26 protein-coding genes and 1 pseudogene are annotated in these 26,657 nt (G+C 54.9%); 12 read left to right on the plus strand and 15 right to left on the minus strand.

Annotated elements, in window-relative coordinates:
* Positions 1-249 precede the first annotated feature (249 nt).
* Both SV7mr_RS22815 and SV7mr_RS22820 read right to left on the minus strand, forming a co-directional pair.
* Positions 250-1,170 carry a DUF5655 domain-containing protein gene (locus tag SV7mr_RS22815; RefSeq protein ID WP_145277044.1) on the minus strand — a complete coding sequence of 307 codons (921 nt, stop codon included), beginning with the start codon at positions 1,168-1,170 and terminating at the stop codon, positions 250-252.
* Positions 1,171-1,209: 39 nt separating this feature from the next.
* Positions 1,210-1,533 (minus strand): helix-turn-helix domain-containing protein, encoded by a 324-nt coding sequence (locus SV7mr_RS22820; RefSeq protein WP_145277046.1) that lies wholly within the window; start codon positions 1,531-1,533, stop codon positions 1,210-1,212.
* 118 nt (positions 1,534-1,651) lie between these two features.
* On the opposite strand from SV7mr_RS22820, the gene hsdR reads away from it, so the two are divergent.
* The 3 genes and pseudogenes from hsdR to SV7mr_RS25710 all read left to right on the plus strand — a co-directional run.
* On the plus strand, positions 1,652-4,132 hold the full coding sequence (hsdR, locus tag SV7mr_RS22825) for an EcoAI/FtnUII family type I restriction enzme subunit R (protein ID WP_145277048.1): 2,481 nt from the start codon (positions 1,652-1,654) through the stop codon (positions 4,130-4,132).
* 57 nt (positions 4,133-4,189) lie between these two features.
* Complete coding sequence (locus SV7mr_RS22830; RefSeq protein ID WP_145277050.1) at positions 4,190-5,923, plus strand: type I restriction-modification system subunit M; 1,734 nt, start codon at positions 4,190-4,192, stop codon at positions 5,921-5,923.
* A pseudogene (locus tag SV7mr_RS25710) lies at positions 5,920-6,582 on the plus strand (restriction endonuclease subunit S); the annotation flags it as partial. The gene SV7mr_RS22830 and the pseudogene SV7mr_RS25710, both read left to right, overlap by 4 nt.
* 63 nt (positions 6,583-6,645) lie before the next feature.
* Here SV7mr_RS25710 and SV7mr_RS25715 read toward each other — a convergent pair.
* Positions 6,646-6,831, minus strand: coding sequence for a hypothetical protein (locus SV7mr_RS25715; RefSeq protein ID WP_419188516.1), 186 nt, complete (start codon positions 6,829-6,831; stop codon positions 6,646-6,648).
* Positions 6,832-6,858: 27 nt separating this feature from the next.
* Here SV7mr_RS25715 and SV7mr_RS25720 point away from each other — a divergent pair, with 27 nt between their 5' ends.
* The 6 genes from SV7mr_RS25720 to SV7mr_RS22860 all read left to right on the plus strand — a co-directional run bounded on the left by SV7mr_RS25720 (position 6,859) and on the right by SV7mr_RS22860 (position 14,296).
* Complete coding sequence (locus SV7mr_RS25720) at positions 6,859-7,587, plus strand: restriction endonuclease subunit S (protein WP_419188497.1); 729 nt, start codon at positions 6,859-6,861, stop codon at positions 7,585-7,587.
* A 198-nt stretch (positions 7,588-7,785) separates the two neighbouring features.
* Positions 7,786-9,183, plus strand: a complete 1,398-nt coding sequence (locus SV7mr_RS22840; RefSeq protein ID WP_145277054.1) for an AAA family ATPase — start codon at positions 7,786-7,788, stop codon at positions 9,181-9,183.
* Positions 9,158-9,841: an RloB family protein gene (locus SV7mr_RS22845; protein WP_145277057.1), complete on the plus strand. Its 684-nt coding sequence runs from the start codon at positions 9,158-9,160 to the stop codon at positions 9,839-9,841. Before SV7mr_RS22840 ends, SV7mr_RS22845 begins: the two co-directional genes overlap by 26 nt.
* Positions 9,842-9,975: 134 nt before the next feature.
* The gene (locus tag SV7mr_RS22850) at positions 9,976-11,415 is read left to right on the plus strand and encodes a hypothetical protein (RefSeq protein ID WP_145277059.1); all 1,440 of its coding nucleotides are present in this window, start codon (positions 9,976-9,978) and stop codon (positions 11,413-11,415) included.
* Positions 11,416-11,420: 5 nt separating this feature from the next.
* Complete coding sequence (locus tag SV7mr_RS22855; protein ID WP_145277061.1) at positions 11,421-13,124, plus strand: hypothetical protein; 1,704 nt, start codon at positions 11,421-11,423, stop codon at positions 13,122-13,124.
* A gap of 17 nt (positions 13,125-13,141) precedes the next feature.
* A complete protein-coding gene (locus SV7mr_RS22860) occupies positions 13,142-14,296 on the plus strand; it encodes a hypothetical protein (protein WP_145277063.1) in 1,155 nt (384 codons plus the stop codon).
* Positions 14,297-14,406: 110 nt separating this feature from the next.
* Here the strand turns inward: SV7mr_RS22860 and SV7mr_RS25725 are convergent, their stop codons facing one another.
* The 8 genes from SV7mr_RS25725 to SV7mr_RS22895 form a co-directional block, all read right to left on the minus strand.
* Complete coding sequence (locus SV7mr_RS25725) at positions 14,407-14,550, minus strand: hypothetical protein (protein WP_419187806.1); 144 nt, start codon at positions 14,548-14,550, stop codon at positions 14,407-14,409.
* A gap of 99 nt (positions 14,551-14,649) precedes the next feature.
* Complete coding sequence (locus SV7mr_RS22865; RefSeq protein WP_145277064.1) at positions 14,650-15,105, minus strand: hypothetical protein; 456 nt, start codon at positions 15,103-15,105, stop codon at positions 14,650-14,652.
* Positions 15,106-15,146: 41 nt separating this feature from the next.
* The gene (locus SV7mr_RS22870; protein ID WP_145277065.1) at positions 15,147-15,560 is read right to left on the minus strand and encodes a hypothetical protein; all 414 of its coding nucleotides are present in this window, start codon (positions 15,558-15,560) and stop codon (positions 15,147-15,149) included.
* A complete protein-coding gene (locus tag SV7mr_RS22875; RefSeq protein WP_419187807.1) occupies positions 15,557-16,363 on the minus strand; it encodes a radical SAM family protein in 807 nt (268 codons plus the stop codon). The genes SV7mr_RS22870 and SV7mr_RS22875 overlap by 4 nt, the downstream gene beginning before the upstream one ends.
* Positions 16,360-17,073, minus strand: a complete 714-nt coding sequence (locus tag SV7mr_RS22880) for a glycosyltransferase (RefSeq protein ID WP_145277066.1) — start codon at positions 17,071-17,073, stop codon at positions 16,360-16,362. The genes SV7mr_RS22875 and SV7mr_RS22880 overlap by 4 nt, the downstream gene beginning before the upstream one ends.
* A complete protein-coding gene (locus SV7mr_RS22885) occupies positions 17,066-17,827 on the minus strand; it encodes a glycosyltransferase family 2 protein (protein WP_145277067.1) in 762 nt (253 codons plus the stop codon). Before SV7mr_RS22885 ends, SV7mr_RS22880 begins: the two co-directional genes overlap by 8 nt.
* A gap of 4 nt (positions 17,828-17,831) precedes the next feature.
* Positions 17,832-19,205 carry a glycosyltransferase family 25 protein gene (locus SV7mr_RS22890; RefSeq protein ID WP_419187808.1) on the minus strand — a complete coding sequence of 458 codons (1,374 nt, stop codon included), beginning with the start codon at positions 19,203-19,205 and terminating at the stop codon, positions 17,832-17,834.
* Positions 19,198-19,746, minus strand: coding sequence for a hypothetical protein (locus tag SV7mr_RS22895; protein WP_145277068.1), 549 nt, complete (start codon positions 19,744-19,746; stop codon positions 19,198-19,200). Before SV7mr_RS22895 ends, SV7mr_RS22890 begins: the two co-directional genes overlap by 8 nt.
* A 271-nt stretch (positions 19,747-20,017) precedes the next feature.
* Between SV7mr_RS22895 and SV7mr_RS22900 the strand changes: the two genes are divergently transcribed.
* The 3 genes from SV7mr_RS22900 to SV7mr_RS22910 all read left to right on the plus strand — a co-directional run bounded on the left by SV7mr_RS22900 (position 20,018) and on the right by SV7mr_RS22910 (position 21,893).
* Entirely contained in the window at positions 20,018-20,221 is a 204-nt protein-coding gene (locus SV7mr_RS22900) for a hypothetical protein (protein WP_145277069.1), read from the plus strand.
* A gap of 656 nt (positions 20,222-20,877) precedes the next feature.
* Positions 20,878-21,435, plus strand: a complete 558-nt coding sequence (locus SV7mr_RS22905; protein ID WP_145277070.1) for a hypothetical protein — start codon at positions 20,878-20,880, stop codon at positions 21,433-21,435.
* 227 nt (positions 21,436-21,662) lie between these two features.
* On the plus strand, positions 21,663-21,893 hold the full coding sequence (locus SV7mr_RS22910; protein ID WP_145277071.1) for a hypothetical protein: 231 nt from the start codon (positions 21,663-21,665) through the stop codon (positions 21,891-21,893).
* Between the two features lie 476 nt (positions 21,894-22,369).
* On the opposite strand, the gene SV7mr_RS22915 is transcribed toward SV7mr_RS22910, so the two are convergent.
* From SV7mr_RS22915 to SV7mr_RS22930, 4 genes are read right to left on the minus strand one after another with little or no spacing between them, the layout of a single operon-like run.
* Entirely contained in the window at positions 22,370-23,164 is a 795-nt protein-coding gene (locus tag SV7mr_RS22915; RefSeq protein ID WP_145277072.1) for a hypothetical protein, read from the minus strand.
* The gene (locus tag SV7mr_RS22920; RefSeq protein WP_145277073.1) at positions 23,164-25,698 is read right to left on the minus strand and encodes a phage tail tape measure protein; all 2,535 of its coding nucleotides are present in this window, start codon (positions 25,696-25,698) and stop codon (positions 23,164-23,166) included. Before SV7mr_RS22920 ends, SV7mr_RS22915 begins: the two co-directional genes overlap by 1 nt.
* Positions 25,699-25,707: 9 nt before the next feature.
* Positions 25,708-25,917, minus strand: coding sequence for a hypothetical protein (locus SV7mr_RS22925; protein WP_145277074.1), 210 nt, complete (start codon positions 25,915-25,917; stop codon positions 25,708-25,710).
* Between the two features lie 20 nt (positions 25,918-25,937).
* The gene (locus SV7mr_RS22930) at positions 25,938-26,438 is read right to left on the minus strand and encodes a hypothetical protein (RefSeq protein ID WP_145277075.1); all 501 of its coding nucleotides are present in this window, start codon (positions 26,436-26,438) and stop codon (positions 25,938-25,940) included.
* Positions 26,439-26,657 lie beyond the last annotated feature (219 nt).

Genomic DNA, 26,657 nt, shown 5'->3' on the forward strand with positions numbered 1-26,657 from the left:
AAGTATCTGTATGCGCGTCTCGGATCGTTTGAATGGAGTAACTCGGGTTCGCGAGCCCTGCGGCCCCGCCTCGACCAATCCGGTCTTGCCCAGTTACGTCGTATTGCACCTGTGGTCCGAGAAGAAAAATCAAGGCGAAAAGCATGAACGGTCGCTGTCGAATCATGGGGTATTCTCTGTTCTGTAATTAACAAATGCGGATTCACCTGATCGCAGTAGGACGCCATACAACTGGATTTTGCGAACCGCCTAGTTCGCCTCGTAGCTCTGCTCAAGCAATGGCTTTGCTCGCTCGAGGTCTTCGATCGACCCGAGGGTGATCTCCAGGTCACCGGTTCCGAAGTGGCCGATCTCGCGTACGTCGCGTGTGAATCCTTCTTCCAGTACCTCGGGCGTCGGTTCGACCTTTGCGTAAATCAAGACCTTTCCGGTCTGCTTCCTCACTTCGACGCATGCAAAGTTCTTGATCCTCTTGAATGCGAAGTAGAACTTGAGTGTCTTGACCTGAACGTCATCACCAAGGCCGAGCAAGTAAGCCTTCACAGCCTCGAATAGATCGACGGTTTTCGGGTCAGCCTCACTGAGATACTCCGAAACAGTCTTGTATGTCTGGGGTGTCCCGCCAGTCGTGGTGGTCGTTGCGGGTACAACCGTGTCGGAATCAACCGAGACCGAATGAACAAGATCGAGAAGCAAGAGCTCGTCGGCGAACCGCTGATACTTGATGAGCTCAATGTTGCGATTGATCTGCTGGACCGCGTGCGCGTCGTACTTCGTGAAATCACCCGCGATGCAGATCAAACGAGGTGCGGACCATTCGATCGTCTCTGAGACCTCGGACCCGTACTTTTTCATCACCAACAGTTCAAACTCTGCTTTGTGATCGAGCAACCAGTCCAGATAGAAGAGGCCCTGGTTGATCACATTCTCGTTAGTCGATCGCTTGTACTCGATGATTACCGCGCACCCATTTTCATCGATGCCGAGGGTATCGATTCGACCTGCGTGGGTTTTTCCCGTCGAGTATTCGCTTGCCAAAAAACGCACGCCCAAGAACGTTTCTAGATGCTTCTCAATCAGCTCCTGCAGCGATTTCTCCAACGCTACCGAAGTCCCCTCCAGTTGCTCAACCGCATCGCCGTTCGTTCGAAATAGTTTGATATCGCCCATGATTGATGAAGTCTCTCTGCAGCATAGCGAGGCGCGCTGTTAGACGTTTAGGGATGACTCCAACGCATCAAGCGACTGTTTATCTAGGCGAGCCAATTTACGAAACAATTCAGGTCGTTGGCGAATACGCTTGCGAATCGAAGCGGGCACTTTGTCGGCCAGCAACAGCAACTCGTCTTCATCCGCATGCAGTTCGCCAGCCAACTTGTGGATGAACTTCTCTGACGGGTAATCACCGAATTGCAACTTCTCGTTCTCGACCTTGCAGATGTACGACATGCTGACCTCCAGGCTTGCAGCAAGCGCACCCTGAGTCAGTCCATTCTGTAGCCTGAGTTGTCGCACTCGCTCGCCAAATCGCATGATGTTCTCCCCAGATTGTGGTACATCGAGGGGTAGCGTATGCTATGTGGACTTTTTAGTCAATTTGCCGTCCGCGATCCGAAGCGTGCGACGGATATTTCGCGGGCGATAGTGAGCCATGATCAAGGGGTACAGCGAACGCGACATCTGCACCAAGCTGATTACGCCTGCGCTGTTGGCTGCCGGTTGGCAGCAAGATCAATTCCGCGAGGAAGTTAAGCTCACCGCCGGCCGGGTTGTCGTTCGTGGCAAGCTTGCCAGGCGTTTGACCAATCCACAGGCGAAAGGAGGTCCTAAACGAGCGGACTACGTTCTCTACGCGATGCCGCATGTGCCCCTGGCCACGATCGAAGCGAAGAGAAACAAGTTTCCCGTCGGCCACGGAATGCAGCAGTCGCTGGGTTATGCCGAATCCCTCGATGCCCCGTTTGCGTTCAGTTCAAACGGTTCTGGCTTTTTGATGCACGACCGGACGGAATTGGGCGGTCCGACGGAACGCGAAATTACGCTCGACGAGTTTCCAAGCTACGAAGAACTCTTTCAGAAATATCGCATTTGGAAAGGCTGGGACGACCCCGAGAATCTACCGCTGTTGTCACAGCCCAATCATGTCGACAGCAGTGGGCGAGAACCACGCTACTACCAACAAGTCGCAATCAACCGAGCCGTCGAAGCTGTCGCCGCTGGGCGCGATCGCATGATGTTGGTCATGGCGACGGGCACCGGGAAAACCTACACCGCGTTCCAGATCATTTGGCGTCTCTGGAAGGCCAAGAAGAAAAAGCGAATACTTTTCCTTGCCGACCGAAACATTCTGGTCGACCAAACCATGCAGCAAGACTTCGCCCCCTTTGGTGAAGTCATGCATAAGATTCAAAACCGTGAGGCCAAACGCAACTACGAAGTCTACCTGGCTCTGTATCAGGCGGTGACTGGCAAGGAAGAATCACAGCAGATATTCAGGCAGTTCTCGCCCGACTTCTTTGATCTTATCGTGGTCGATGAATGCCATCGCGGAAGCGCCAAAGAGGACTCTGCCTGGCGAACGATTTTGGAATACTTTTCCTCGGCGACGCATATTGGGCTAACGGCGACGCCCAAAGAAAAGCCGGCTGTCAAAGGAGAAGACGGCAAACGTGAAGTCCACGATCCGGAGTTTAACTACAAGTACTTTGGCGAGCCGATCTACACCTACTCGCTCAAGCAAGGAATCGAAGACGGTTTCCTCGCACCGTACAAAGTGATCCGGGTTATCTCTGATGTCGACGCACTGGGGTTTACTCCAACGCCTGGCCAAAAAGATCGCCTTGGACAGGAGATCGAAGTTCGAGAGTACAACACGTCGGACTACGACCGCGATTTGATTCTCACGAAACGGACGCAGTTCGTTGCCAAGCGGGTGTGGCAGTACCTTTCTGGCACCGATCCGATGGCCAAGACGATCGTTTTTTGTGACGATCAACCGCACGCGGAACGTATGCGACAAGAGTTGGTGAAACTGATACCAGAGGCGGCATCGAATCGCCGTTACGTGGTCCGCATCACGGGCGACGACACCGAAGGCAAGAAGGAACTGGGCTACTTCATCGACAATGACGAACCCTACCCCGTCATCGCGACCACAAGCAAGCTTTTGACAACCGGCGTCGACGCCAAGACCTGCAAGTTGATTGTCTTGGACCAAACGATCAACTCGATGACTGAATTCAAGCAGATCGTTGGCCGAGGGACCCGTATTCGCGAAGACTACGGCAAGCTGTACTTCACCATCATGGACTTCAAGGGAGCAACCCGCTTGTTCGCCGATCCAGAATTCGATGGCGAACCCGTCACGATCTACGAGCCCGGCCCCGATGATGACATCGTTCCCCCGGAGGATGACGATGAGACAGCGGACGATGACCAGGAAGAAGACGGCCCGGGTGCGGACGGCGATCCCGACGATGATTTCCCCGACGGCGACGACGATGACGACACCGGTGGCGGTGAAGATCCACCGGGGCGCATTCGCTACGTCGTCGATGACATTGATGTCAAACCCGGCATCGAGCGAACCAGCTACCTTGGTGCCGACGGTCAATTGCGAACCGAAGAATACCGTATCCATCTACGCGACGAGATCAAACGTTGCCTGCTTCAAGAGTTCGCGACGCTCGACGAGTTTCTGCAGAAATGGAGCGGAGCCGAACGCAAACGTGCGGTTTTAGATGAATTGAGTGAAGTGGGTATCGAGGTCGACGCATTGCGAGATGCGATTCCGAGTGCGAGCCAGTTCGATGTTTTCGATCTGCTCGTTCACATCGCCTACGATCAAAAACCGCTGACACGCCGCGAGCGAGCCGATCGCGTTAAAAAGCGGAACTACTTCGGCAAATACGGAGATCAAGCCCGTGCCGTGTTGGAAGCATTGCTGGATAAATACGCCGAGAACGGCATCATCGATATCGAAGACGCCAAGATTCTCGAGCTGCCGCCCTTTTCCAACTTTGGAACCAAGACACAGATCCGACGCGAGATCTTCGGCGGGAACGAAGCCTTCTCACTCGCACTGACTGAACTCGAAAAAGCCTTGTACGAACCTGACAACACCGCTGCGTAAGCCGAGATATTCTACTCGGTCTCATCCATCCACGATCATTGCAATTGAAGCCAGAGAATGAGTCTCTCCACAACAATCAAATCCATTCAAGACATCATGCGGAAGGACGATGGTGTCGACGGCGATGCCCAACGCATCGGCCAGCTAACGTGGATGCTCTTCCTGAAGATCTACGACCAGCGAGAAGAGGAATGGGAAGACGACGCCGCTGACGCTGGCAAAAAATTTCGCAGCGTCATTCCCCAAGGCTGCCGTTGGCGTGATTGGGCAAAAGAAAAAGACGGGGTGCCCGCGATTCCCGGCAGCGAACTGATCGAGCATGTCAACTCGGTTGTATTTCCAAAGCTGAAAGACTTGCCAAACTCGCGTGATCCGCGAGCCAAGGTCGTTCGCGACGTGTTCGCCGACGCGAACAATTACATGAAATCAGGCCCGCTGATGTTGGGCGTGATTCAAAAACTCGACGAAGCGATTAACTTCCACAATCAAGGCAACCGCGACGAACTCGGGAATCTCTACGAACAGATCCTCAGCGATCTACGCGGCGCCGGCAATGCCGGAGAGTTTTACACGCCACGTGCCGTCACCGAATTCATGGTCCGCGCCGTCAACCCGAGCCTCAAGAAGCGAGAAGTTGTCTTCGACCCTGCATGCGGTACCGGTGGCTTTCTCACGGCAACAATCGAGCACTTTCGTCGCCAACTGACAAAGCGGTCCAGCGCCGAAGACCGTTCGGCGATCGAGACATGCATTCGGGGAATTGAGAAGAAGCAACTGCCCCACCTGCTGTGCGTCACCAATTTGCTGCTGCATGGCATCGACGTGCCCAGCCAGATCGACCACACCAACACGCTCGCAAAGGGCTGGAACGATTGGAGTCATCCTGAACGCGTTGACTGCGTCATCACCAATCCACCCTTCGGCGGCATGGAAGACGACGGTGTCGGCAGCGACTTTCCCGCTGACATCAAGACCCGCGAGACAGCCGACATGTTCATGTCGCTGATCACTCGCAAGCTACTCAAAAAGGGCGGTCGCGCCGCGGTGGTGCTACCGGACGGAACGCTATTCGGGGATGGCGTCAAAGCAGTCATCAAGAAGAAGCTGCTCGAAGAATGCAACCTACACACGATCGTGCGATTGCCCAACGGCGTGTTTGCTCCGTACACCAGCATCAAGACCAATTTGCTGTTCTTCACCCACGGCAAGCCAACCGAGACGATCTGGTTCTACGAGCACCGATACCCAGAAGGCCAAAAGAGCTATTCCAAAACCAAGCCGATGCGGCTGGAAGAGTTGTTGCCGCTACTTGATTGGTGGGGCAAGGAACGAGGAGGGTTCGCGGATCGCGTTGAAACCGACCAAGCCTGGAAGGTGGACTTCGCCGCTTTGAAAACAGACGCGGAAGCGCGAGCAAAGCCGCACTGGGACGAGGCCGAGACGCTCAAGAACGAAGCGTCCGCAATGAACGAAGGCTTGAAGGACCTTCGTGCCAAGGTTCGCAGCGAGAAAAGCAAAGCAGAGCTCAAACGGCTCGAAGCGGAACTCGCCGAATTAGAAGCCAAGTACGAATCACTCGCTACGCAGAGCAGGAACGAGCAATCCGCCGGCGACCAGATTTATTGGCCGATCTTCAACCTCGACATTAAGAACGCGAACACGGTCGAGGACGGTCCAGGGGATCCTGACAAGCTGCTCGCAAAACTGAAAGCGGTACGTGCGAGTACAGATGAAACAATCGAGGAATTGAAAGAGGAACTCGCAGCTGCCCTCACCGGAGCCGTGAAATGAGCGTAGCTGCCGAAACTTTGCTGCATGAGTTGTCTGGCAGTTGCAATGCTGACATCTTCCTTGGAGACATTGCGAATTATCTAAGTTCACCCAGTGGGATTGACTCTATTCGACGGCTGATCCTCGAGCTTGCGTTCGCGGGTGGATTAAGCAGTGACACTCAATACCCGATTGATTGCTGGGAGACGACCACCGTTGGAAAACTATCCACCAGAATCCAGCCCGGTTCCGCTTGCGGTAAGCAACACCAGGCTGCTGGTGGGCACGTTCATTTGCGAACTCACAATGTTTCAACAAACGGAAAACTGAACTTTGACCTCTTGATCCGAGTTGATCCTAGCAAGATTGACCCAAAGAAGAGTTCCATAAAGCGTGGTGACATCATTTTCAACAACACCAACAGCCAAGAGCTGGTTGGAAAGACTTGCCTCGTCGATGAGGACTATGATTTTGCGTTCAGCAATCACCTTACGCTGATCAGATTGGACGAAAGAGTTGATTCCGGATTTTTTGTGCGCTACTTTGAGCTTCTCCTTCGAAACCAAGTCTTTTTTAATCTCTGCAATCGCTGGATCGGACAAGCAGGGATAAGCACGAAGGTGCTGAAGCAGATCGAGGTTCAGTTCCCACCACTTGCTGAGCAGAAGCGGATAGTGGCGAAGGTGGACAGTTTGATGGGGCTGTGTGATCGCTTGGAGACGCAGCGGAGCGAAACGTTGTCGCTAACGGATCGCAGTCGGCGGAGCGTCTTGGCGAGCCTGACGAGCAGCCGCGACTCCCAGGAGTTGGCCAGCAGTTGGCGACGCCTGTCGGACCACTTCGAGATCCTTCACGATCGTCCCGAAACCCTCGCCGACCTCCGCCAAACCATCCTCGCCCTCGCCGTCCAAGGCAAACTCGTCAAACAAGACCCCAACGACGAACCAGCTGAGTCATTGGTCGCTCAACTCGCCGCACGAAGAAGAGAACGCGCTGCATCTGGTCAAGTTCGCAATGTCAAATTGCCGCCGCTCACTGAAAAAGATCTTGACGGATCAGTTTCTAAACATTGGCGATGGGAACGTTTGGGAAATTTAATTGAGCTTATGGATTCTGGTTGGAGCCCGGCATGCGAACCTGTACCCACCGTGGATGAAACCGAATGGGGAGTGTTGAAGACAACTGCGGTACAGTCATTTCGTTTCCATCCAGAGGAGCACAAACGCTTGCCATCCGGCTTGGTGCCAAGGCCTGAGGCTGAAGCAAAGGTAGGTGATTTGCTGATTACGCGTGCTGGTCCGCAAAACCGCGTAGGAATCTCCTGCTTGATTAAGAGCGTTCGCCCACGACTGATGATTTCTGACAAGATCATTCGCTTCCATCTGCTGGAAGGTTTTCTGTTCGATGAATTCGTTGCACTTTGTCTGAACGCCGGAGTGTCTCAAGATCATATAGAACGTTCAAAGTCTGGGATGGCAGCAAGCCAGATGAATGTTTCCCAGTCGAAGTTACGGTTGACTCCGATACCAATTCCACCGCTCGCCGAGCAAAAACGAATCGTCGCCAAAGTCGATCGCTTGCTCGCCCAATGCGATCGCGTTGCTGCCGGTCTCCGCGATCGCCAATCAACGACTGAGCAGCTCCTCACCGCGTCGATCCATCGGATATTGGCCGATCAGGATTAGGCCTTGCGAGCCGCTTAATCGCGAAAAAATCACGTTTGTGGGGCGATATCGCCCTGAAATAGCGTCTCCAGCGACCCTGGGCTCGACTTTTTCTCGCTTGCGGCCTATTCTATACCGATAGAAAGACGAGAAAGACAGTCATCCGAGAGTTTTTCACCGATCTCGGAAAGAACGGCATCTCACCCGAAGGCACTCCCCATGCTGATTTCATTCTCCGTCAGCAACTTCCGCTCCTTTGGCGAAGAAGTGACGCTGGACATGATCGCCAGCCCCAAGCTGACCGACCATACAGATCACCTGATTCAGATCGACAAAGCCGACAAGCACGTTGTACGCACGGCCATGCTGTATGGACCAAACGCGGCAGGAAAGTCGAATCTGATCAAGGCGATGGATTACGCGCAAACGCTAATTTGTACCGGAAGCCAAAGCCATCACGCTGGCCCTGAACCATTTCGATTCGATCGGAGCACGGCGGCAAAACCGTCGTCATTCGAGTTTCGATTCATGGTCGGCGACGAAATTTTCACCTATGGCTTTGACGTAGGTCGTCGAGGAATCGTAGCTGAGTGGCTAAGCGCGCTTCGAGGTACACGCGAGAAAGATATTTTTGTCCGCGATGAAAAGGGGCAAACCGTGGTAGGTGATGCTCCCAAGTCATTTTTTTCCAATGATGCCGAGATGCAACACACCTTGTCCGTGTTGTCTCAATTACCGATCCGTCCAACTCAGCTGTTTCTTAGTCGAGCCAATTCGCTTCCAGAGGAAAGCCTTGGTGCAACGCTGCGTGGAGTAATCGAATGGTTGACTGAGGATCTAATTATCCTCGAAGCAGAAGCTCGATCTTGCGACATGCTCGAAAGACTCTACTCAGATACACCTTTCAAAAAGTTCGCAGAGTCGTTTTTGTGCAATGTCGACACGGGAATTTGTGAACTGCAATTCCATGAGCAGTCTCGTGATTGCCGTGACCATGAACGAGAAATTTTTCAAAGTTTCGGCGATGACGGATACATGCCGTACTACCGATATGGATGTTCCGGCGACATGGATGAGCGGATTGACCCGGATGACCCGACCAAAGTAATTACGCGGCAACTCATGTCCCTTCACCGAGGAAATGAGGGAGACGTGCGATTTATGCTTCCATTCGGTGAAGAATCCGACGGCACTCAGCAACTCTTGCACTACCTACCTTATCTAAACCCACAACAGGGGCGCAGTCGTGTTGTTGTGATCGACGAACTCGACCGCAGCCTTCACCCCAAGCTGTGCTGGGAATTAGTTGAATTTTTCAGCACGAGCTGCCCAGGCGTGCGAAGACAAATGGTTGTCACGACGCACGAGGCTCATCTGCTTGACCAGGAACTGTTGCGACGCGATGAGTATTGGATGGTTGAGAAAGACAAGACCGGACAAAGTCGCTTGACTCCACTAACTGATTTCAAGATCCGTAAAGATCTGAACTTGCGCAAAGGCTATCTGCAGGGACGCTTCGACGCTTTACCTATCATTGGTGATATTTCCTCGCTCGCCGAATGGCTGGGCTGCACCCGAGACGGAACGAAAGATGCCCAGGAAACGCCGATCGCTTGACAGAACCAGCGGAGCACTTCGAGACACTAGCATTGTCGTAATCGCGTGTGAGGATACACATGCGGTCAAACAGTATTTTTCCAAGTTTCGCGCTCGACGAGTGCAGTACAGGGTTCTTCCCACGGAAGACGGACATTCGTCTCCGGCCTCGGTTTTTGAAAGACTCAATAAGTACTCCCAAGAGGAGCAAGTTGGAGATGAGGATGAACTCTGGTTATGCATTGATGCAGATCATTGGATTCGTGGCGAGAATCAGCGCGCACTCTCACAAGTGCTTCAACAGTGTCGCAGCAAAGGTTTTGGCATTGCCATCAGTAATCCCTGCTTCGAGGTCTGGTTACTCATGCATTTCTCGGACGTCGACGACCGTTTGCTTCTTGAGTTGCTCGGAGAAGATCCATCCGGTGTAGTTTCGGAAGAACAGCGTTCGTCACTACGCTGTGGCAGCTTTGAAGCAAGGCTTCGGCAAGCCGCTGGCGGCTACAACAAATCAAACGTGGCGCGTCTTCAGCTCACCGCAGACCAAGTCATTCAAGCCACTGAACGAGCAAGAAACGCAGATGGCACGAGTGATGTACCGAACTGCCCGGGCACGCGTGTCTACAAATTGATCGACACACTGAAGCGACGTGACTCGATTGACCTGGATCAGCAATGACAATTCGCTTCGCGCGTTTCAGGACTTCCAAAACTAATTCGTGCCGCCAATGCAGAACTTCGTTGGAATGATCGAGACGCAGGGCGATTTGCAATGAGCGAACCAAGCAGGGATTCTGAGTCTCCTAACGTTCGATGAACACCTGCCTTTTTACTAGCGAGACGCTGACAGCAGCCACCAAGGTCGAGCATACGATCTTGGATTCGCTGGGCGGTCGTGTGACGTCACAGACTGTGACTTCCTCCGAATTCAACGAACAAAGCGCACGTCGCGTGGATCTAGCCGCTAAGCAGGTCTACTGGCCGGTGTTAATGAATCTATCTCATGTGGTGCCCAGTCGCGTCCGAGCCGCGGGGCTGAATGTTGAGACGCCAAACCACAAGTATCCGTGCCGGATCAACAGGATGGGGCAGCTCGAAATCTGCGGCACGTTCGTTGAGAAGGATGAGACAGGCAAGGTAAAGGCGGTCTACGGGCAAGATGTTGAATCCGTTGAGCGGCTCAGCGAACAGATTGGCCTCCCGCTAAAAACGATCCGAGCATGTGAACCAGAACGGGAGGACGTGACTTTCGCTGCAGTGCCGTCTGTGAATCCGTTTCTCGAAGTGTGCATGCTGAAATCTATACTGCTGACGTTCGACCATCTTTTAGCAAGCGACCCAGAACGTTTTACGCGATCCCACAATCTGCAAGGCTGTCGTGATCTCGTTCGAGACTACGTGCTCGACAATGCGTCGGAGAAGGTGGGCCGAATGGATTTGGCCGAATATTCGCTCGGCTTGCAGTACGAGCCTGAATACCGAGGCCGCTACGAGCAGATTCTTGCCAAAGCGGGATTGGAGTCGAGACCGTTTGCGCATCAACTCATTGTAAGTAGCAACCCCGATACTTCAACGCTTGATGCGGTTTTCGTCGCTTTTGGCGAAGATCCCCACGCGTTTCGGCTATCGAAATCTTGGCATGGTCCGCCGCAAACATTCGTGATGACAAACGGAATCCTCAAGAACGAGGCCGCGAGCGAAGTCGTTGAGCTTCAAGAATCCTGGACGCTCGGCAAGCCAAACAACCGAAAGAGCTTCATCACCTTCTGGGGAAAAGAGAATGAGCCCGATATGGAGCCGATCGCAAACGAGATTGCTGAACACCGATTCGCGATCGTGTTGAAGGCAATCGAGTATGAGCAAATACATTCTGATGAAGCCGTGATCGGACAGATTGCCAGAACGACAATGGAGTCTTGGAATACTGCTCGTAGCATCAGTTCAGCAGTCTTCGATCGTATGCTGGTGCTTTTCGACGCCGATAATCGTGACGATGCTCGCCGCGACCGTTTAGTTGAATTGATTGGCGATGAATTGGACAAAGCCGGTGCTGACATCTTGGGCAGCGAATCAGACACTCCAAAAATGGGTTGGGACCATTGGCTGAAAGTCCATCGCGACTGCTTCAAGACGCTGATGCGAGAATTCGGAGCCCCCGGTCGATTGTACGTGCAGCGTGCTGAAATTCGCCGGGGTGATCCGATCTATCTCGGTGATGGCATTTCGGAGCAAACTACGCTGAGCAGGGAGTAGAACGGTTGGATCCTTATAATCTGAAACCATTCGAGCGTGCGGCCACCGAACCGGCGTCTCGCGAAGAGTTTGACACATGGATTGAACAGCATGACACCGTTGCGCTGCTTGAAGCGGACATCGGCGACGATCGCATCTGCATCTATGCCAGTATGAATCACTTTTTCTGGCATGCGGTCTTGGTACCGCGATTCGAGATGACGGATGAGCAAGCGATCGACGGCTTGCTTGGATGGAACATGTCGGCAGATGGCACCTGGGGGCTGGCCACCCAGGGAGACCGGGTTTGGATCTGCGACCCTATCGACTACAGCGGATCTGACGTATTGGATCAAGGCGAAAAGCTAATCTTCCTGCGGGATTTCGATGCGATTGACGACGGCCAACTCTATGTGGAAATGAACCAGAAAATGATGCACGTTCTGGGACTTCATCATTTGCCGGAACGAAATGCATGGTGCACGATTGATGATCGTGGTGACATCGCAGAGGTCGTGCAGGTTCATTCCGTTGGAAACGGACGAATGGTGTCAATCGAGCGAGAATTCCTCGCCAGATACGCGGCGGTGACGGATCAAATATTTTTGCGCATGTTCGACGTGACTCGGTTTCGGACCGGTGGTTTTTCAGGCTGGGCAGACAACCAAGGCCGACGAGAACTTCCGAAAAGCGACACGGTCCGCGGATCGCTAACCGTGCAACGTGGGATCGGCAGTTACGCTCGCGGCATTCAGCTCGCGGACATTGCGATCAGCAAGGAGAAGCTGGCCCAGTCACTTTGGCCGCCTTACAGCGACGAAGAGAGGCAGTATGCATCGTTCATCGCGCACGACTGGCGGAACGAGGTGATCAAAGAACTATCGTGCGACCCCAATATGCTGGCAAACTACTTCACAAAGCAAGAAGGACTGCCGTTCCAAGTGACTCCGGCGTTTTTTCGTCCTGAGGTACTCACCAAGTACAAAGCCGACACCGAGAAGTACACCGTTGAAAGCAACTCGATCTCTTGTCGCGGAACCTGGTACATGAAGGGATACGACGTGAATGATGCAGGACAAATTCACGTCTACCTGTGTGATTTGGGGGACCTTCCCTACGAAGAGCAACTGCACTGGAAGTCATTTAACGAGCCTCCGAAGGCACCACTGAGCGAAAGTGTGGTTCGGCGAGACTTTGGGGGCCAGTGGTCCACAGAGTACAACGCGCTTCAAGCCCTGAAGAAGCAATGCCGAGAACTCCAGGAATCAAAGGCTTCGTGGTGGACCATTCGTGATCCTTCGTTGCTGCGAAAACTAAACTATCCACTTACCGATGGTCGTGATGAATGGGCGAATGAATTTCTGTACCTCGATCAGCTTCTTGTCGAGTCTTTGAACGAACGATGGCTTCGCGGGAAAGCAAATGAACTTGGCCGAACCGGGGTGGATTCCCTTCGTGCGTTGAAACTGGTCGAAGAGTGCTTGATTGGTTTTGGGTTTGATGCCGGCCGTGCACGCGATGTGATGTCACCGCTGCACACGGTTCACAATTTGAGGTCTGAATTGAAGGGGCATGCTTCAGGCAGCACCGCGAAGAATCGCGAGAAAGAGGCTAGAGCAACGCATGGGTCACTGCTGAAACAGTTCCGGCAGACTTGCAAAGACTGCGAAGAATCATTGAGAGTCATCGCGACCGCTTTCTCCGGTGGAGAAGGTGCAAACGGCGAATAGCTGATTGAAAAACGTCTATGCTCATTACACCCAAATACGTTTCTCTCGATACGGCAACGCTCGGCCGGCTGGCTAAGGATTTCTGGTCCGGCCGTGAGCAGAGACGGAGCGAAGCACAGCACTTCATTGATGAACTGTCAGAACTAAATGTCTGCATCATTTTAAGTTTGACTCATCTACGCGAATTGTTCCGGCACGAGTGTGACCAGATTGTTCGCGATCGTTTCGCTTTCCTCGCTCGGCTGCCAATGATCGCTTGGCCGCGTCCGTACGACAGGTCTTGGTTCACGGGTGCAATGACCGACATTGGGGCGGCTGAACTCCATTCCTTCGTCCACGATGGCGTTCGTGAACTAGCTGCCATTCGTGATCGGGTCCGGGAGAATATCTGGGAAACCGGCGTTGGCAGCGATATGTTTGTTGCCGACAACGAAGTCTGGGAGCCGTTCATCCATCAGTGTCGCGAGAGCTTGGAAAAGGACCGCTATGTCGTTTCGTTTTCAAGAACCGATCCGAGTGGGGTAAATGGTCGAACCATCGGCGAAATCAAACAAGAAATCTTGGTCGCGCCTACGGATCTTGATCAATGTGCCCGTCGGCTTGCTGGGGATCTTGCGAAGCAGGTCCGATCGTCTGGCGACAAGAACATTAAAGATGTCGATCAGCAGGCGTTGGATTTTGCCATCCAAACACGCAATCGTGTTCGAGCCATGCTCGACAGAGGAGAAGAGTTCACATCGCAAGTGTGCGAGCATTTCGGCGTGCCCGAGTGCTTGGCGAACGATGACATGACGCTGGGCGAGCTTGGTGAACTAGGAACACTTACCGAAAAACTCAATGTAATTGGACGAAATCTGAGACCGCCCGTCGAAGTGAACCTGCTGGATGTCCCGCCTGAATCGCTTCCGATGCTTACATTCGACCGAGCGTTGCATCAGATCCAGCAGTCGGCTGACCGTGTCGCGGGGAGCGATCTTGGAGATGCGTCCTTCGCCTGCCTTTCGATGTACGCGGATGCAACCGAAGTCGATAAACGTACGGCCGAATACCTGAACCGCGTCCAACGCAGCGGGTCGCCCATCACCCATTTGATCGGTCCCTTATTCAAGACGACGGAGCCATCGATGTTGCTACCGCGGATTCGAGAAGCATTGGAAGAATCCGGCAGATGACATTGGGCAAGAAACGTGTCGGACATATAGTTTGATCTGCATCGATACACGAAAACGCCCACAAAGGATGGTTCCCTCACGGGCGTTTTGTATAGAAGTGACTGGATCGCTCAGTTCGCAAACGATTCGGCTCGCGTCCATTCTTGGCTCTTGACGAAGGCACTGGTGGCTGGGAGTGATGCGTAGAAGATCTTGTCGCCGTCTCGGATCACTTGGCCGGTGAAGTGCTCCGAGGTTGCGGTGTCGATGGACACGTCGAATCCGAGGTCTTATTTAAACGCGTTCCCCAGACTGCACGTTCACCAGAACATCGACCACTGCTACCAGGCAGGCCATAGACTCAGGTTGATCTCCTATCGGCTGCCGCTGGCCCTCAAGCACGCTCGAAGCCATTCGAATTCTGATTGGTTGAACACCCATTCGGATGACGGGCCATTGGTGACGTCGATGGCGGTGTTCCAGCCGATGTCGCCGCCCCGGAGGGTGGCGATGCCGCTTTTGCGGTCGCGGGTGAAGATCCATTGCTCGCCGTGTTCGTTCTCGAAGTAACCGATGTAGAGATGCGATTCTTGGCCGTTGACTATCGGTGGGTCGCCGCAGGTTGCGGAATGATGATTCGGGATCTTTAAAAGTGGTTCGGACATCGGTTTGTTCGCCCCATGTTTTTGGTTTGGTTTTATAGCGGCGTGGCGGTCTTGCTTCGGCCTTGTCCCGAACCTATCGAGACGCCTTGGTTTCAGCAAGCTGGATGTTGGTTTGGTCCAGAAACGAAAAAAGCCGGCGATTAGCCGGCTTGGGAAGTTGTTCAATTCTGATTCTTGGTGACTGTCAGTCGACAGTCCGCAAACGGTTAAGACGCGCTGCCATCGTTCGACGAATCTTCGTCGTTGGGAACTGGATGGACGACTGGATACGGCGGCATGCCTGGATAGTACTCTCCGGGATGACCAGGCGGCAGATTGTCCGGCGCGGAGTAGCCGGGCGGGACGTGATACGGATGGTCGGGCGGCAGTCGCGGCCACGTGTGGATTGGGGGATAGGCTTCGATGACTGTTGGCTCTTCGGGTTCCGGCGGCCACGGCCAATCCTCGGGCCACCAGTCGGGACGTGATTCGGAACTAGACGTGCTATCGTCGGTGCTTGATCCCTCCGGTGGGTCCGGATCTGGCGGAACATACGGAGGCTCGCTTCCCGGTGGATCAAACGGCGGAATGAATGGTGGCCATGGAGGCGGCAAATCAGGACGGCGCGAACGGAAGCTCATCGAAGCTCACTCCTTTGAATTGGATCGGGATGATGGAAGGGCACCCGCTTGCTTGGGCAGAGCCCGCATTGAGGAACGGCCTTTGAATTTAGGAACGCTGCAAGCTCGGCGTCACTGCATTTGGGGGAGCAGGCTTTGTAGTCTCGGAACAACTGCCACTCGGGTATCTCTCCGAGGCTCAATCGCTGTTCAAGTTGCGACCAATAGGCGAGTGCCGGACACTTCCAGAGTCTCTGCTTGAACAACTGCGTGCAGGTCTTCTGCATGCAGATCTTGTACGCGGCATTCGGCTTGGAATCGAACGGCATTGGCTTGCCATCTTCGATTCGGTACTGCCTCATCCACCCACGATGCGATTGACGAATCTTGATCTGGATGCGTGGATATGCCTCTCGCCATCGCCAGACGGTTTGTTTGGCTTTGCGGAATCGCTCGAGGTATGCCTCTTGTGTCCCATGTTGGCTGACTTCCAATCGGCAATCGATTTCAACGAGTGCCTGCGGCAAATCTGGATGTCTGTCAAAGAAGAAGCCGTTTGTTACGAGCATCAGGTCCGAGTGCGGCCAGCATTCGCGAGCCAGATGCAAATGCTCAATCAACCTTGGGTTCAACAGTGGTTCGCCACCGAGCAATGCAAACCGCTTCGGCAGAATGCGATGGTTCCAGGCTTTGTACTCAGCCTTCGCTTCGGACGGCGTTGGCATCGCGCCGGCTAATCGAAAGTTGCTGTAATGGCTGCACTGTTGGCAGGACAGGTTGCAACCGTGTGCGAGGTGGTATTCCAGCGCGGGCAATTCGATCATCGCCAGATCACCTTCTCCAATCCGTGCTTTTCGAGGCCACGTTTTAGGAACTGAGGGCGGTATCGCTGATAACCAGGCGGATCCACGTGTTCGTGCTTGAAGGAATGGCCAACATCGACCGCGACGTTGACGCCGGCTACTTTGCACCGCCAGAAGAAGTCCCAGTGCTCCTCAACCTTGAGATCTTCATCCCAGCGAATCGCTTGCAGAATGTCTCGAAAAGCGACGAAGCAGTTGCCGACGTAGTGGCACCAGCGAATCGAGCCTTGTTTTCGCAGATAGCCGCGGTGAATGCGCAGTCGACTTCCGTTGCTGCGAAGCATTCGCGGTCGTTCGTCGTTGTTGCTCAATGCGGCCAGCAAGTCGATGTCGTTGTTCCGATTCAGCGTGTCGACTAGTTCCGGCAATCGAGTCCGTGCCGTAACCAAGTGATCGTCATCGGCGAAGACGACGATTGGTGAGTCTCCGAAGTCGAGCAGACGGTTTCGGCCGGCGGATAGACCGATGTCGTATTCGGTCTCGATCAGTTCGTCGACCATTTCCGCTTCGGTCGGGCAATTCGTCGAAAAGCGAAGCTCTGGCTTTCCATCGTCAAGAACGTGAATTGCCGGACGATTGTTGCCGCAGTGTTCGTGGATGCTACGAACCAGCGCGGCGCAGCACTGTGGGCGGTGAATGGTCTTGATGCAGAAGGTGACTTGGTCACGCATGAACAATGCCTCCGCCGGGATAACGCATTGAATGGAAGCCGTGTTTGCGCAAACCACGTTTTCGGAACTTGGGTCGGCAACGCAGATCGCCGTAGGGCTTCGCACCCACATGGGCGTGGACGACCATGCAGTCTTCCGCCACGGCTACTTTCAGGTTTTCGACGTGACTAGCTCGGTAGAAGAACTCCCAGTGTTCGTACGTCTTGATCTCTGGATCCCATCTCAGCTTGGCGATGGTTTCGCGCCGAGCTAGAAACGCGTTACTGGACATGTCGCACCAGGCGAGTGGTCCAACGCGGCGGTGCTCGCCTCGAAACATCCAGATGCGTTTGCCGTTCATTAGCGGCGCAAACAGCAGTGGCCTTCCGCCTCCGCCCTGACGTACGCCGAGGATGTCGATATCGTGTTCGTGAAATCGCTCGTAGACTCGATCGAGGTGCAGATCTGGTGTGATGACGTGATCGTCATCGAGCAGGAAGATGAATTCGGTCTCTGCAGCGTCGATCGCGGTGTTCCGTCCAATGCCAACTCCCACATCATGCTTGTCGAGGTCGATCACTTTGCAGTGTCGTGCCGTCTGCGGATACTTCGCTGAGAATCGCAGGTCCGGTCGGCCGTCATCGACGACGACAATCTTGGGATTGTCGAAGTGCCTGCGGAGCGACTCGACCAACCGATGACACGACCAGGGTCTATGAATGGTCTTGATGCAGAACGTGATGTCGTCCGGTGAAAATGGCTTTGCTTCGCTCATGGTCTCACCCGTGCTTTCTGAGTTCGGGGTTCACGTGTGCGATGGCCGAGGCGATTTCGTCTTCGGTTGGCTCGATACCGAGGAATTCAATCAATTCACCGATGGCGCGATCGGGCTCCGCGGTCAGTTCTGCAAACTCGATCTTGAAGACCGGCACATCGGGATGTGTTTCGATGAATCGATCGCGATGTTCCAGCAGGCTCCGCTGAAGACGCTCACAGGACTCATCGTCGGCAGCAAACCATTGTCCGGCGTGCTTGCGAGATCGATCTTGCAGGCTGCGGATCGAGGCTTCGATGTCTCGGTTCACCGCGATGATGCGGAGTGAATCGCCGAGTGCGGCGTGCAGGTGCTCTGCGAAACGACACAGATGCGGGTACTTTCCTCCGGCGACCGTTTTGTCTCGGTTTGCTTCTGACTTCCGCGTGACGATCCATGATTTCAGTTGTTGCGTAAGCTGCTGATCACTGATTACCGGGTCGGTCGCCGGGAACCGCATCGATTTCTCGCATAGCTGTGCGAGTCCTACCGCTTCACCCCCGCCAGTTGCCTCGTAGCCGCCGAGTTGGTTGCCCATGTGGACGCCCAGATGATGCATGACCATCGCCACGCAGGACGTACCCGCACGATGCGGACCGAGAACCGCAAAGAACGGCGCGTCCGAGTGATCGGCGTTGCGGGCGTCATTGAAGAACCGTGTTTGATTCCACTTCCGTCCGCAGATGTTGGACTTCGTTGGTAACTGGCCCACCATCCAACGATCAGGCGTATAAACCGCGATCGATTCCTTTTGAATGTTCTTTCCTTGGACAAGTGCCTCGTATCGGCGCTGGACGAAGCGGCCGAGGTGGTGATCGATGTGGTGTTTGTGATGCCAATCGTTCCAGGTCAGGTGCCGATACAATGCTTTCATGTTCTCGCGACCGCGGACCATGAACGCGTGGGTGCGATTGACGTTGTAGGGGCGATAGACATGTTCGCTGATCTTTTGCGGGGGATGCTTGCCGGCGTACAGGTGCTGGCCGCCGAGGTAGACCAGTCCCCAATCAGCCGGCAACGCGTCAACGAATGCAGTGAAGCGATCGGCAAAGTCGTCGGTGAATCCGGCATCGTCCTCAAACACCACATACGAATCGATGTGTTCGGTCAGACACTTTTCCAAGATCAACAGGTGCGAGCGATAGCAGCCCCACGCTCCGTTGCCGGCTCGCCATTGAGGTGGCGTTGCAACGTGCCGGCCGTCGATCGCTGGGAACCGTTCGGGCTCTGGCAACGGCCACGGGTCGGGCAACTGTTCGAGCCATTCCCGGAGGCGATCCGTCCGGCGATCGAGGTTGATCAAAAAGCAGCGATCAACGATCGACTGGCTCTTAAGCATCGTCGTTCGGCTCGGATGGCCCTTCGGGGAACTTTTGCTCGAACTTGCGGATGGCGGTGTTGACGAGTCCGCGGGCGATTCGAGCCGTAAACCTTCCATGGGGCAGACCTCTTAATTGGGCTTCTTCGAGTAACCAGTCGACGATCGTGTCGATGTTGCGGCGGCAACCCTCCGCGCCCCAGTCGTTCATCGTGTCGACTCGGGTTTCGCAGTTGCAGGTTTCGCTCGGCTTGGCGAACCAGGCCAACATGCGTTTCAGTTCGTTGCCAGGACCGGGACGGAATCGGTCGATCTTGATCGTCTCGGGTTCGTCGCGTTCGGGGAGATAGTTGCGAAGCAGTGACTCGAGCTCACGAGTGTCCCGTTTGCGGCGTTTCTTATTGACCAGCGCCATGCCGATCGTGACCAGATTGATCGCCCTTGGGTTCTCATTGGCTTGGCAGGCGTTGCATGCGGACGGTGTCGTGCGAACTTTGCAGCCGGCCATCTGCCCGGCAACTTCGCAGGCGTTGTCCTGGGTCAGACGAGGACAGTGAATCATGCCGTCATCCCCGCTACTTGTCCGTCGTAGGCTCCGGAGCTGGTCGGCGGTTCGCCGGGATCTTCGCAGTCGCTATCGACCAATTCCCAGCCGCAGGACCAGATCCAGGTGCTGTTGCACGGTTCGCTCGATCCGCTGCTGTCTTCCGATGGCGGTTCGCTAGTGCTGTAACTCGGTCGCTCGGAACCTTCGCTAGATTCAGACCGGCTTTCGCTCGGGCGATCGGAACTGTGGTCGCTGCTCTGACTCGGCCGATCGGATTCGGAGGTGGATGGTTGGCTCTCAGACGGTGGCTCGCTGTGACTTGCCGATGATTCGGCAACGCTGGGATCATCAACGCTATCGCTGGGCCGGTCGCTCTCTGAAGTTGAATGGGATCCGCTGTCCGATTGCGATTGTGATCGGCTATCGGAGGTTGAGTCCGATTGGCTATCGGATTGGGAATCGCTCGTTGACAGTGAGTGGGAACCGCTGAGTGAACCGGAACCGCTCTGCGTTCCACTGGTGGATACTGAACCGCTGCCGGATCCAGATTGGCTGTAGGAATGCGATTCGCTGGCAGATGACTCCCGCGAATAGCTCGGTTCGCTTTCAGAGCCGCTGGCCGATTGAGATTGCGAATTGCTGTCCGATTGGGATTGGGAATCCGACTGCGACTGACTCGATACGGAATCGCTTTGGCTGCTTTGTAAGGTGGAATAGGATCGCGAATGGCTGGGTTCTGAATAAGACTCACTGTCAGAAGGACTGCCGGATTCGCTTTCCGATTCACTTACTGAATCACTCGATATTGAATCGGATTCTGATGAAGCCGATATCGATTCGCTGGTGCTGGAAGGTTCGCTGTCGCTGGCTGAGCTCTCGGATTTGGAATCGGACTCGCTGGATTCGGATCCCGATGAACTTGCCGACTGAGATTTGGAAGAGGATCCCGAGGAGGCTGATGAAGAACTACTCGAACCGGACTGATCTGAAAAGCTCGGCTCGCTGTGCGATCTGCTGGATTCGCTTCCGCTCTGTGATTGGCTCGATTCCGAATCGCTGCTGCTGTTTGATGATTCACTCGATTCGCTGGACGATGATTGGCTGTCAGACGAGGACGGTGAGCTTGAGTCAGACGACGAAGCTGAGTTGGAGATTGAGCTTGTCGAAGACGAATCAGAACTGTGGCTGGATGAATCGCTCGACGAGGAATTCGAATCGCTGCTGTCTGAGGATGAACTCGATTGGCTTGATGAGGAACTGCTAAGCGAGGAACTTGAAGATGATGATTCGCTGGACGATGACTGGCTCGATGATGAGCTGTCTGACGACGAGGAGCTTGAGAGCGATGACGAGCTGGATAGGGAACTCGAAGAACTGCTCGCTGAACCGCTGCTCGACGAACTTGAGCTGGTTGATGACGAGCTACTGCTTGGGGATGACGAAGATGATGAATCGCCGCTGCTACTCGACAGACTCAGGCTGATTGATGAACTGTCGCTCGACGAACTACTGGCCGATGAGCTGCTTGAAGAGGATTCGCTGGACGAAGAACTGCTTGAGGATGAACTGTCGCTACTGGAACTTGATGACGAACTGCTGGAGCTTGAGCTGCTTCCGTCGCAGCATCGGCAACCGATCGTGAGGTATGCCGACGTGTCTTCGTGGAAGTGGCAAACGATCTGTTGCGACGCCAGCAACGCGTAGTCGCAGACGTTGTAAACCGAGACCTTGACGCCGATCGGTCGCCACTGCGCACCATCAAATCGAAGTTCGCGGGCGGTGCCCCAGGACTTGGCTTTGATTCGTTTGGTTGGTTTGCAAAGTAGCGTGTGCTTGGGCGGATCGAGCACCCACGTTTGGTTGCCGTCGAATGTGACGTTGAGGTACTGGTCACCGGAGCCATCGATAGGCCCCCGAATTCGTTGTGTTGAATGGTTGCGGGCGACGATGCGGACTTGCTCGCCATCGATGTCGAGAACCGCTTCAATTTTGCCGGTCTCGTCGAGCTTGAAGAGGTCGCATTCGCCGCTTCCCGTGACGATCCCCTTGCGAGCGGTGATCCCGCCAACAGGAACTTTGGCGAGGTAAACGATGTCCTTTGGGTGGCCGACTCGAACGACCGCCCATTGGACTCCAGTGTCAGTCGGATTCCGGCGCCATAGAATCTGCGCCGATCCTTCAGGCTTGGATTCAAGGATGAAGCTGTCCGACAACGATGCGTCTGCATACTCGTGCCAGGTCTCCTTGACGTTGATAACCGCTGCGACCACGCCATCAAAAACAACTCGACCGACTTTGTCTTTCGCGATCGGTTCAATTGCGACTCCCACGCGGCCGGTGGAACTTTCTGCTCCAGGCTTGCCGACTTTGATTGTTGCATCGCGTACGAATCGAGCAAGTTCAACGGGCCCTTTGAGTGGATCGGTGAGCGGAGTCAGAAAACCGCCCACACCGCCGATCGGTATCGTTTCGGTTGTTGTGTTGTGAACGCGAACTGTCGCCGCGTTTTGCATGTGGGTTCTTGGACCGCCTCCGCCTGGCAGTCTGTTCTTATGAAGCGCATCGGCAGCGGCGAGCAGTCGGTTGTACTCGGCGGCCGTGATATTGAACTGGTCGCCGGGTCGGACTCGTCGTGTCATCAGTCGATCCCCAGCGCATTGAAATTACCCTCCGGATAGACTTTCTCGACGTACGCTGCGGCCGGGCGTCGCAACACGCGATCACCGACCACCTCCTCGTCGTGTTTGACCCACAAGTAATCCCAGCCACGTTTGTTGATTCCAGTGATCGCTCCGACGGAAAGCAGTGGTTGGTTCGAGCGTGCGGCGAAGTGATAGGTGATGTCGACCCAATTCTGCTCGTCTTCGCCACCTTCTGCGCCGAGGAAGAGAGCTTCACCGGGTGAAAAGATGGACCAGTTCGTGGAGTTGGTCCGGCCAGTCATTGCGACGACCGCTAGCAAGTAAGCCGTCGAAACCCATTCAAACTTCTTACGAACCGAAAACTCGAAAGCTGGCACCGTGACGTCGACGCCTTCCACGCCCGAGTCACTGACGCCGATCGCACCTTGGTAGACCGGTGCGACTTTGCCTGGTGCTGGGTAGATTCCACGCGTCGCCAGAGATTGGTTGAGGTGCGTCGTTGCTCCAGTCGTGTTGAACGAAACCGGATCGAGCTTCTTCTTAGTGATGTTGGCGGTAACCAACGCGTATTTTTGATTGATGTGCTCGGCGTCGATTCGCAGGTTGGGAATTACATCGGGATCAATCTGTTTGATGTAGCCCAACAACGCATCCGCTGCGGCAGCCGGACTGACCAAACCTCCGCCTCGATCAGCGACGTAGGAAGTAACGTCGGCAGTTTGATTGCCGCGAGTTGCCTTGGGCGTCAGCGCGGCAATTTCAAAGTTGTATCCTCCCGCGGTGAATCCCATTAGCCAAACACCAAGCCTCCGTCACGTGCTCGTTCGACCAGCTTCTTGGTGTTTTCAGCCGTTTCCGTGATGGCTCGTTGCACGCTCTCGCTTAGGCCGGTTCCTTCCGACGTGACGGTGCGTTCGACTTGCTGATCGCCTGATGAAAGCGACTCGTCGAAGGCGGTCAGTTGCTGGTTGACTTGAGCCAGTGATTGGTTGATCGCTTCGGTATCGACAACGGGCACATCAGCGATTGCCGGTAGTTCGGGTTCCCCATCAGCCGTGACTTTTTGGTCTGGCTGCTGGGGCACGAAGGCTTTCAGCGTTGAAACGTCCTTGCCAAATCCCATGCCGGCCGAATCAAAACTGGCTGTCACGCTTTCAGTGTCCGAGCCGAAACCGTTGATCGCATCCTCCGAATCCCGATCGAGGCCGAGTTGCAGGTCCTTTGAATCGGGAGCCTGCAGTTGCGGCGCGTCCAGTTTCGGCATCTCGACGTCGAGCTTGCCAGGATCAGGTAGCTGCGGTTGCTCAGAAGCATTCGCATCGTCGCCGGCCACTTCGTTTGCAGCGCGGACCGCCGAGTCGAGTTCCGATTGGGCTTGATCGATTCGCTGCCGTCCCGCCTGGTCGACGCCTCCTCCCTGCAAGTTTGCGTTAATGCCCTCGCGCATTGCACGACGCTTCCTTGCTGCCGCTTCTCGCTGCTGCATTCGTTCGGAGATCGCTTGATTGCGAGCTTGTTCATCGGCACGATTGGCCGATTGCGTTTCGTCGTCGATCTTTCGCATCTCGACTTCAACATCGATGTCCGAGATCAGACTCTTGAGCTTGATCCAGGCTTTGCGAATGAACCCGGTTGCGTCGTTCCAGCGTTGTTTGAGATAGGTTGAAAACACGGACCAACCGTCGGCCAAGTACCCGATGGTTTCATCCCACGCGTTGGCGATGTACTCCAGGCTGATGACTAATCCGCGTGCGATGGTGAGCGTCAGAGAACGCCAAGCACCCTTCAAGTGCTCGATGCCGCGCGTCCATTGCAGGTTGAGATAAGCCCAAAGCACTCGCGATGCGGCGGTGATGTCGCCGGCTGACAAGGCATTCGCGATTGCTCCGAACGCAGCCAACGTGTCTTTCTTTAGAACTTGGAAGACGGCTCCGAGGTACTCGATTGCTTTGCCGGCGATACCGCTGGCATAGAGGAAGTAAGCACCGAGCGCGGCCACGGCAACGAGCACTAGCCCGATCGGCGAGAACAAAGCGGCGATGGCGCTGCCGATGAAGCCGATCACGGTGCCAAGAACCGAGAACAGGCTGACCAAGCCTCCAATTGCAAAACTCGCTATTCCCGCAAACGTCCCAACCGCAAACAATGCGGCTCCGATGCCAATGATGGCCGCAACTGCGATGGCAGCAACTTGGACGGTCCGGCGATTGTTGCCGATCCATTCGGTCAGTCCCGATGCGGCTCGGGAGAAGGCTTGGACCATCTTTGTGATTGGCCCGTTGAGTGATTCGCCAATTGCGATGGCAACGCCTTCGATCGAACTTTTCAAGATGCGAAACGCTCCGCCGATACCAGAGTCCATCTCCTTTGCCGTCTTGTCCGCCACGCCTCCTGCGTTCTTCAGTTCGTCAAGCAATGCACGCGTGTCGGTCACAGACTTTCCAATGGCCGACGCCGAAGTGATCCCCAGCAGACCGAACACCTCATTGAACTTGGCTGCCTTCTCCGCGGAACCCAGATTCTTCGTTGCATCGGCGACTTCGCCCAACACATCGACCAGTGGTCGCGCATTGCCGGCGGCATCCATCGTTGCGACACCAAAGACTTTTTGAAACTTCTCTGACTCAGCGGCACTAAGCGTCAACAATCGCTTCAACGCGTTACCCGCCGAACTGCCTTGGATGCCGATGTTGCCGAGCGTTCCCAAGATTGCCAGCGTCTCTTCCAGACTCATGTTGGCATCGGCGGCAACGGGACCGGCGTAAGATAGGGCTTCACCGAGCGACTCCACACTGTTGAAGCTCTTGTTGGCAGCCGCAGTCAGACCATCGGCCACCCTAGAGGCGTCGGTCGCCTCCATCCCAAACTGACGAATCGCGGCGGCGAAGATACCGGACGCAATTGTCGCATCGGTTCCAGTCGCTCGAGCCAAATTCATCACGCTACCCGTCATATCCTCGATTTGCTTCGGATTGAAACCTGCTCGACCTAATTCGGTCATCAACGAGGCAACCTCGCTGGCAGAGAAACTGGTGGTGGCTCCGAGTTGCTTTGCTTTGTCACGAAGCATTTCAAACTCGGAAGCCGTCGCTCCCGTGATTGCTTTCACGCCGCGCATCGCATCGTCGAAAGAAGAGAACACGGCAAGGCTACCGGCCAGCGGCGCGGCAGCCGCCGTGCCGATACTCATCAACCGAGTACCGATCAGCCGTGTCGAAGCCCCGAAGCGCTCGAGCCGCTTCTTGGCAGCTTCCAGTCCTTTGAGAAACTTCGAGTTCCGCGTGGTCAGTTCGACGTAGGCGGCACCCGCTTTGACCTGCGACATGAGGTTCCGTTACGACTTCGGATTGAATGGAACGCCAAGAATGCCAGAGAGCTTCTGAACCGATGTTGGGATCGCAGGCTGTTTGGCGATGATGAGCGGGTTGAATTCGGCCGGACGATAAGGCTTGCGGCGACGTTTTCGGTCGCGATTGACTTCGGCAAGCAATGCCATGTGACTGCTAGCGATCGCCCAATCGTGCTCGCGACGAGCATCGGCCATGGTGACAAGCTGTCGGAGTGTCAGCGGTCCTGGGTCGACTCCGAGGATACCGGCGAGTCGGAGGACGAGGCGTTCAAGGCGGATGCCTGCAGGTTCTTTTCGAGATCCTGCACGACTCGATCGACCAGATTCGGATCGTCCAAGTGTTTCTCCACCGCTGCCAATCCGCGAGTCTCGATTTGTCGCTGCTTCTCCGCCGCCTTTTCCATCAGGCGGCGTTTCTGCTCCGGGAGATACGCCACAATCGCTTCGATGAGTGCATTGGTTGCCTCCGCGATTGAATCTCCGGCCAGCCCTTCGCCAAACTGTTCGTCCGTGACTTCTTCTTTGTCCGCCTGTGGTTTGCAAACTGCATAAAGAACATCGCCAAGCAACAGCGGATCGCTGGCTAACTTCGCAACGAGTTCACCATCAAGAGCGTCCATCAGTGAAACGCCCGTGATGGTTTTGACTCGCCGCAGCGCGGTGTTGTCGAGATCAACGACCCACACGCGGCCCTTTCGATCAACGAATTTTTGCATTTGGTTTCCGTGCTAAAATGGATTCATGACACAGCCCGTCGACGTAACCGAGTCTGCTTTTTGCCGCTTCTTGGCCAGTGTGCGCGCTAACCGGATTAGTGCGGGCGACTGGGAGGCATTTACTTCCACGCCGTTTGACGGCTATCCAGCGATTGAATTGGCAAGGAAGTGTCTCTTGGAAGCTGCCACTCGACTTGGACAATCGGACAGTTGCTTAGT

The sequence above is a fragment of the Stieleria bergensis genome (genome assembly GCA_007745635.1).
Classification (GTDB): Bacteria; Planctomycetota; Planctomycetia; order Pirellulales; family Pirellulaceae; genus Stieleria; species Stieleria bergensis.

Coding starts and splice junctions, on each gene's coding strand:
- SV7mr_RS22910 (WP_145277071.1), top strand. CDS start 21,663: ATGGTTGCGGGCGACGATGCGGACTTGCTCGCCATCGATGTCGAGAAC.
- SV7mr_RS22830 (WP_145277050.1), top strand. CDS start 4,190: ATGAGTCTCTCCACAACAATCAAATCCATTCAAGACATCATGCGGAAG.
- SV7mr_RS22880 (WP_145277066.1), bottom strand. CDS start 17,073: ATGCGTGACCAAGTCACCTTCTGCATCAAGACCATTCACCGCCCACAG.
- SV7mr_RS22915 (WP_145277072.1), bottom strand. CDS start 23,164: ATGGGATTCACCGCGGGAGGATACAACTTTGAAATTGCCGCGCTGACG.
- SV7mr_RS22900 (WP_145277069.1), top strand. CDS start 20,018: ATGGTTGGCTCTCAGACGGTGGCTCGCTGTGACTTGCCGATGATTCGG.
- hsdR (WP_145277048.1), top strand. CDS start 1,652: ATGATCAAGGGGTACAGCGAACGCGACATCTGCACCAAGCTGATTACG.
- SV7mr_RS22840 (WP_145277054.1), top strand. CDS start 7,786: ATGCTGATTTCATTCTCCGTCAGCAACTTCCGCTCCTTTGGCGAAGAA.
- SV7mr_RS22890 (WP_419187808.1), bottom strand. CDS start 19,205: ATGCTTAAGAGCCAGTCGATCGTTGATCGCTGCTTTTTGATCAACCTC.
- SV7mr_RS22930 (WP_145277075.1), bottom strand. CDS start 26,438: ATGCAAAAATTCGTTGATCGAAAGGGCCGCGTGTGGGTCGTTGATCTC.
- SV7mr_RS22845 (WP_145277057.1), top strand. CDS start 9,158: ATGCCCAGGAAACGCCGATCGCTTGACAGAACCAGCGGAGCACTTCGA.
- SV7mr_RS22870 (WP_145277065.1), bottom strand. CDS start 15,560: ATGAGCTTCCGTTCGCGCCGTCCTGATTTGCCGCCTCCATGGCCACCA.
- SV7mr_RS22895 (WP_145277068.1), bottom strand. CDS start 19,746: ATGATTCACTGTCCTCGTCTGACCCAGGACAACGCCTGCGAAGTTGCC.
- SV7mr_RS22850 (WP_145277059.1), top strand. CDS start 9,976: ATGAACACCTGCCTTTTTACTAGCGAGACGCTGACAGCAGCCACCAAG.
- SV7mr_RS22815 (WP_145277044.1), bottom strand. CDS start 1,170: ATGGGCGATATCAAACTATTTCGAACGAACGGCGATGCGGTTGAGCAA.
- SV7mr_RS22925 (WP_145277074.1), bottom strand. CDS start 25,917: ATGGCCGATGCTCGTCGCGAGCACGATTGGGCGATCGCTAGCAGTCAC.
- SV7mr_RS22875 (WP_419187807.1), bottom strand. CDS start 16,363: ATGATCGAATTGCCCGCGCTGGAATACCACCTCGCACACGGTTGCAAC.
- SV7mr_RS22820 (WP_145277046.1), bottom strand. CDS start 1,533: ATGCGATTTGGCGAGCGAGTGCGACAACTCAGGCTACAGAATGGACTG.
- SV7mr_RS22860 (WP_145277063.1), top strand. CDS start 13,142: ATGCTCATTACACCCAAATACGTTTCTCTCGATACGGCAACGCTCGGC.
- SV7mr_RS22920 (WP_145277073.1), bottom strand. CDS start 25,698: ATGTCGCAGGTCAAAGCGGGTGCCGCCTACGTCGAACTGACCACGCGG.
- SV7mr_RS22885 (WP_145277067.1), bottom strand. CDS start 17,827: ATGAGCGAAGCAAAGCCATTTTCACCGGACGACATCACGTTCTGCATC.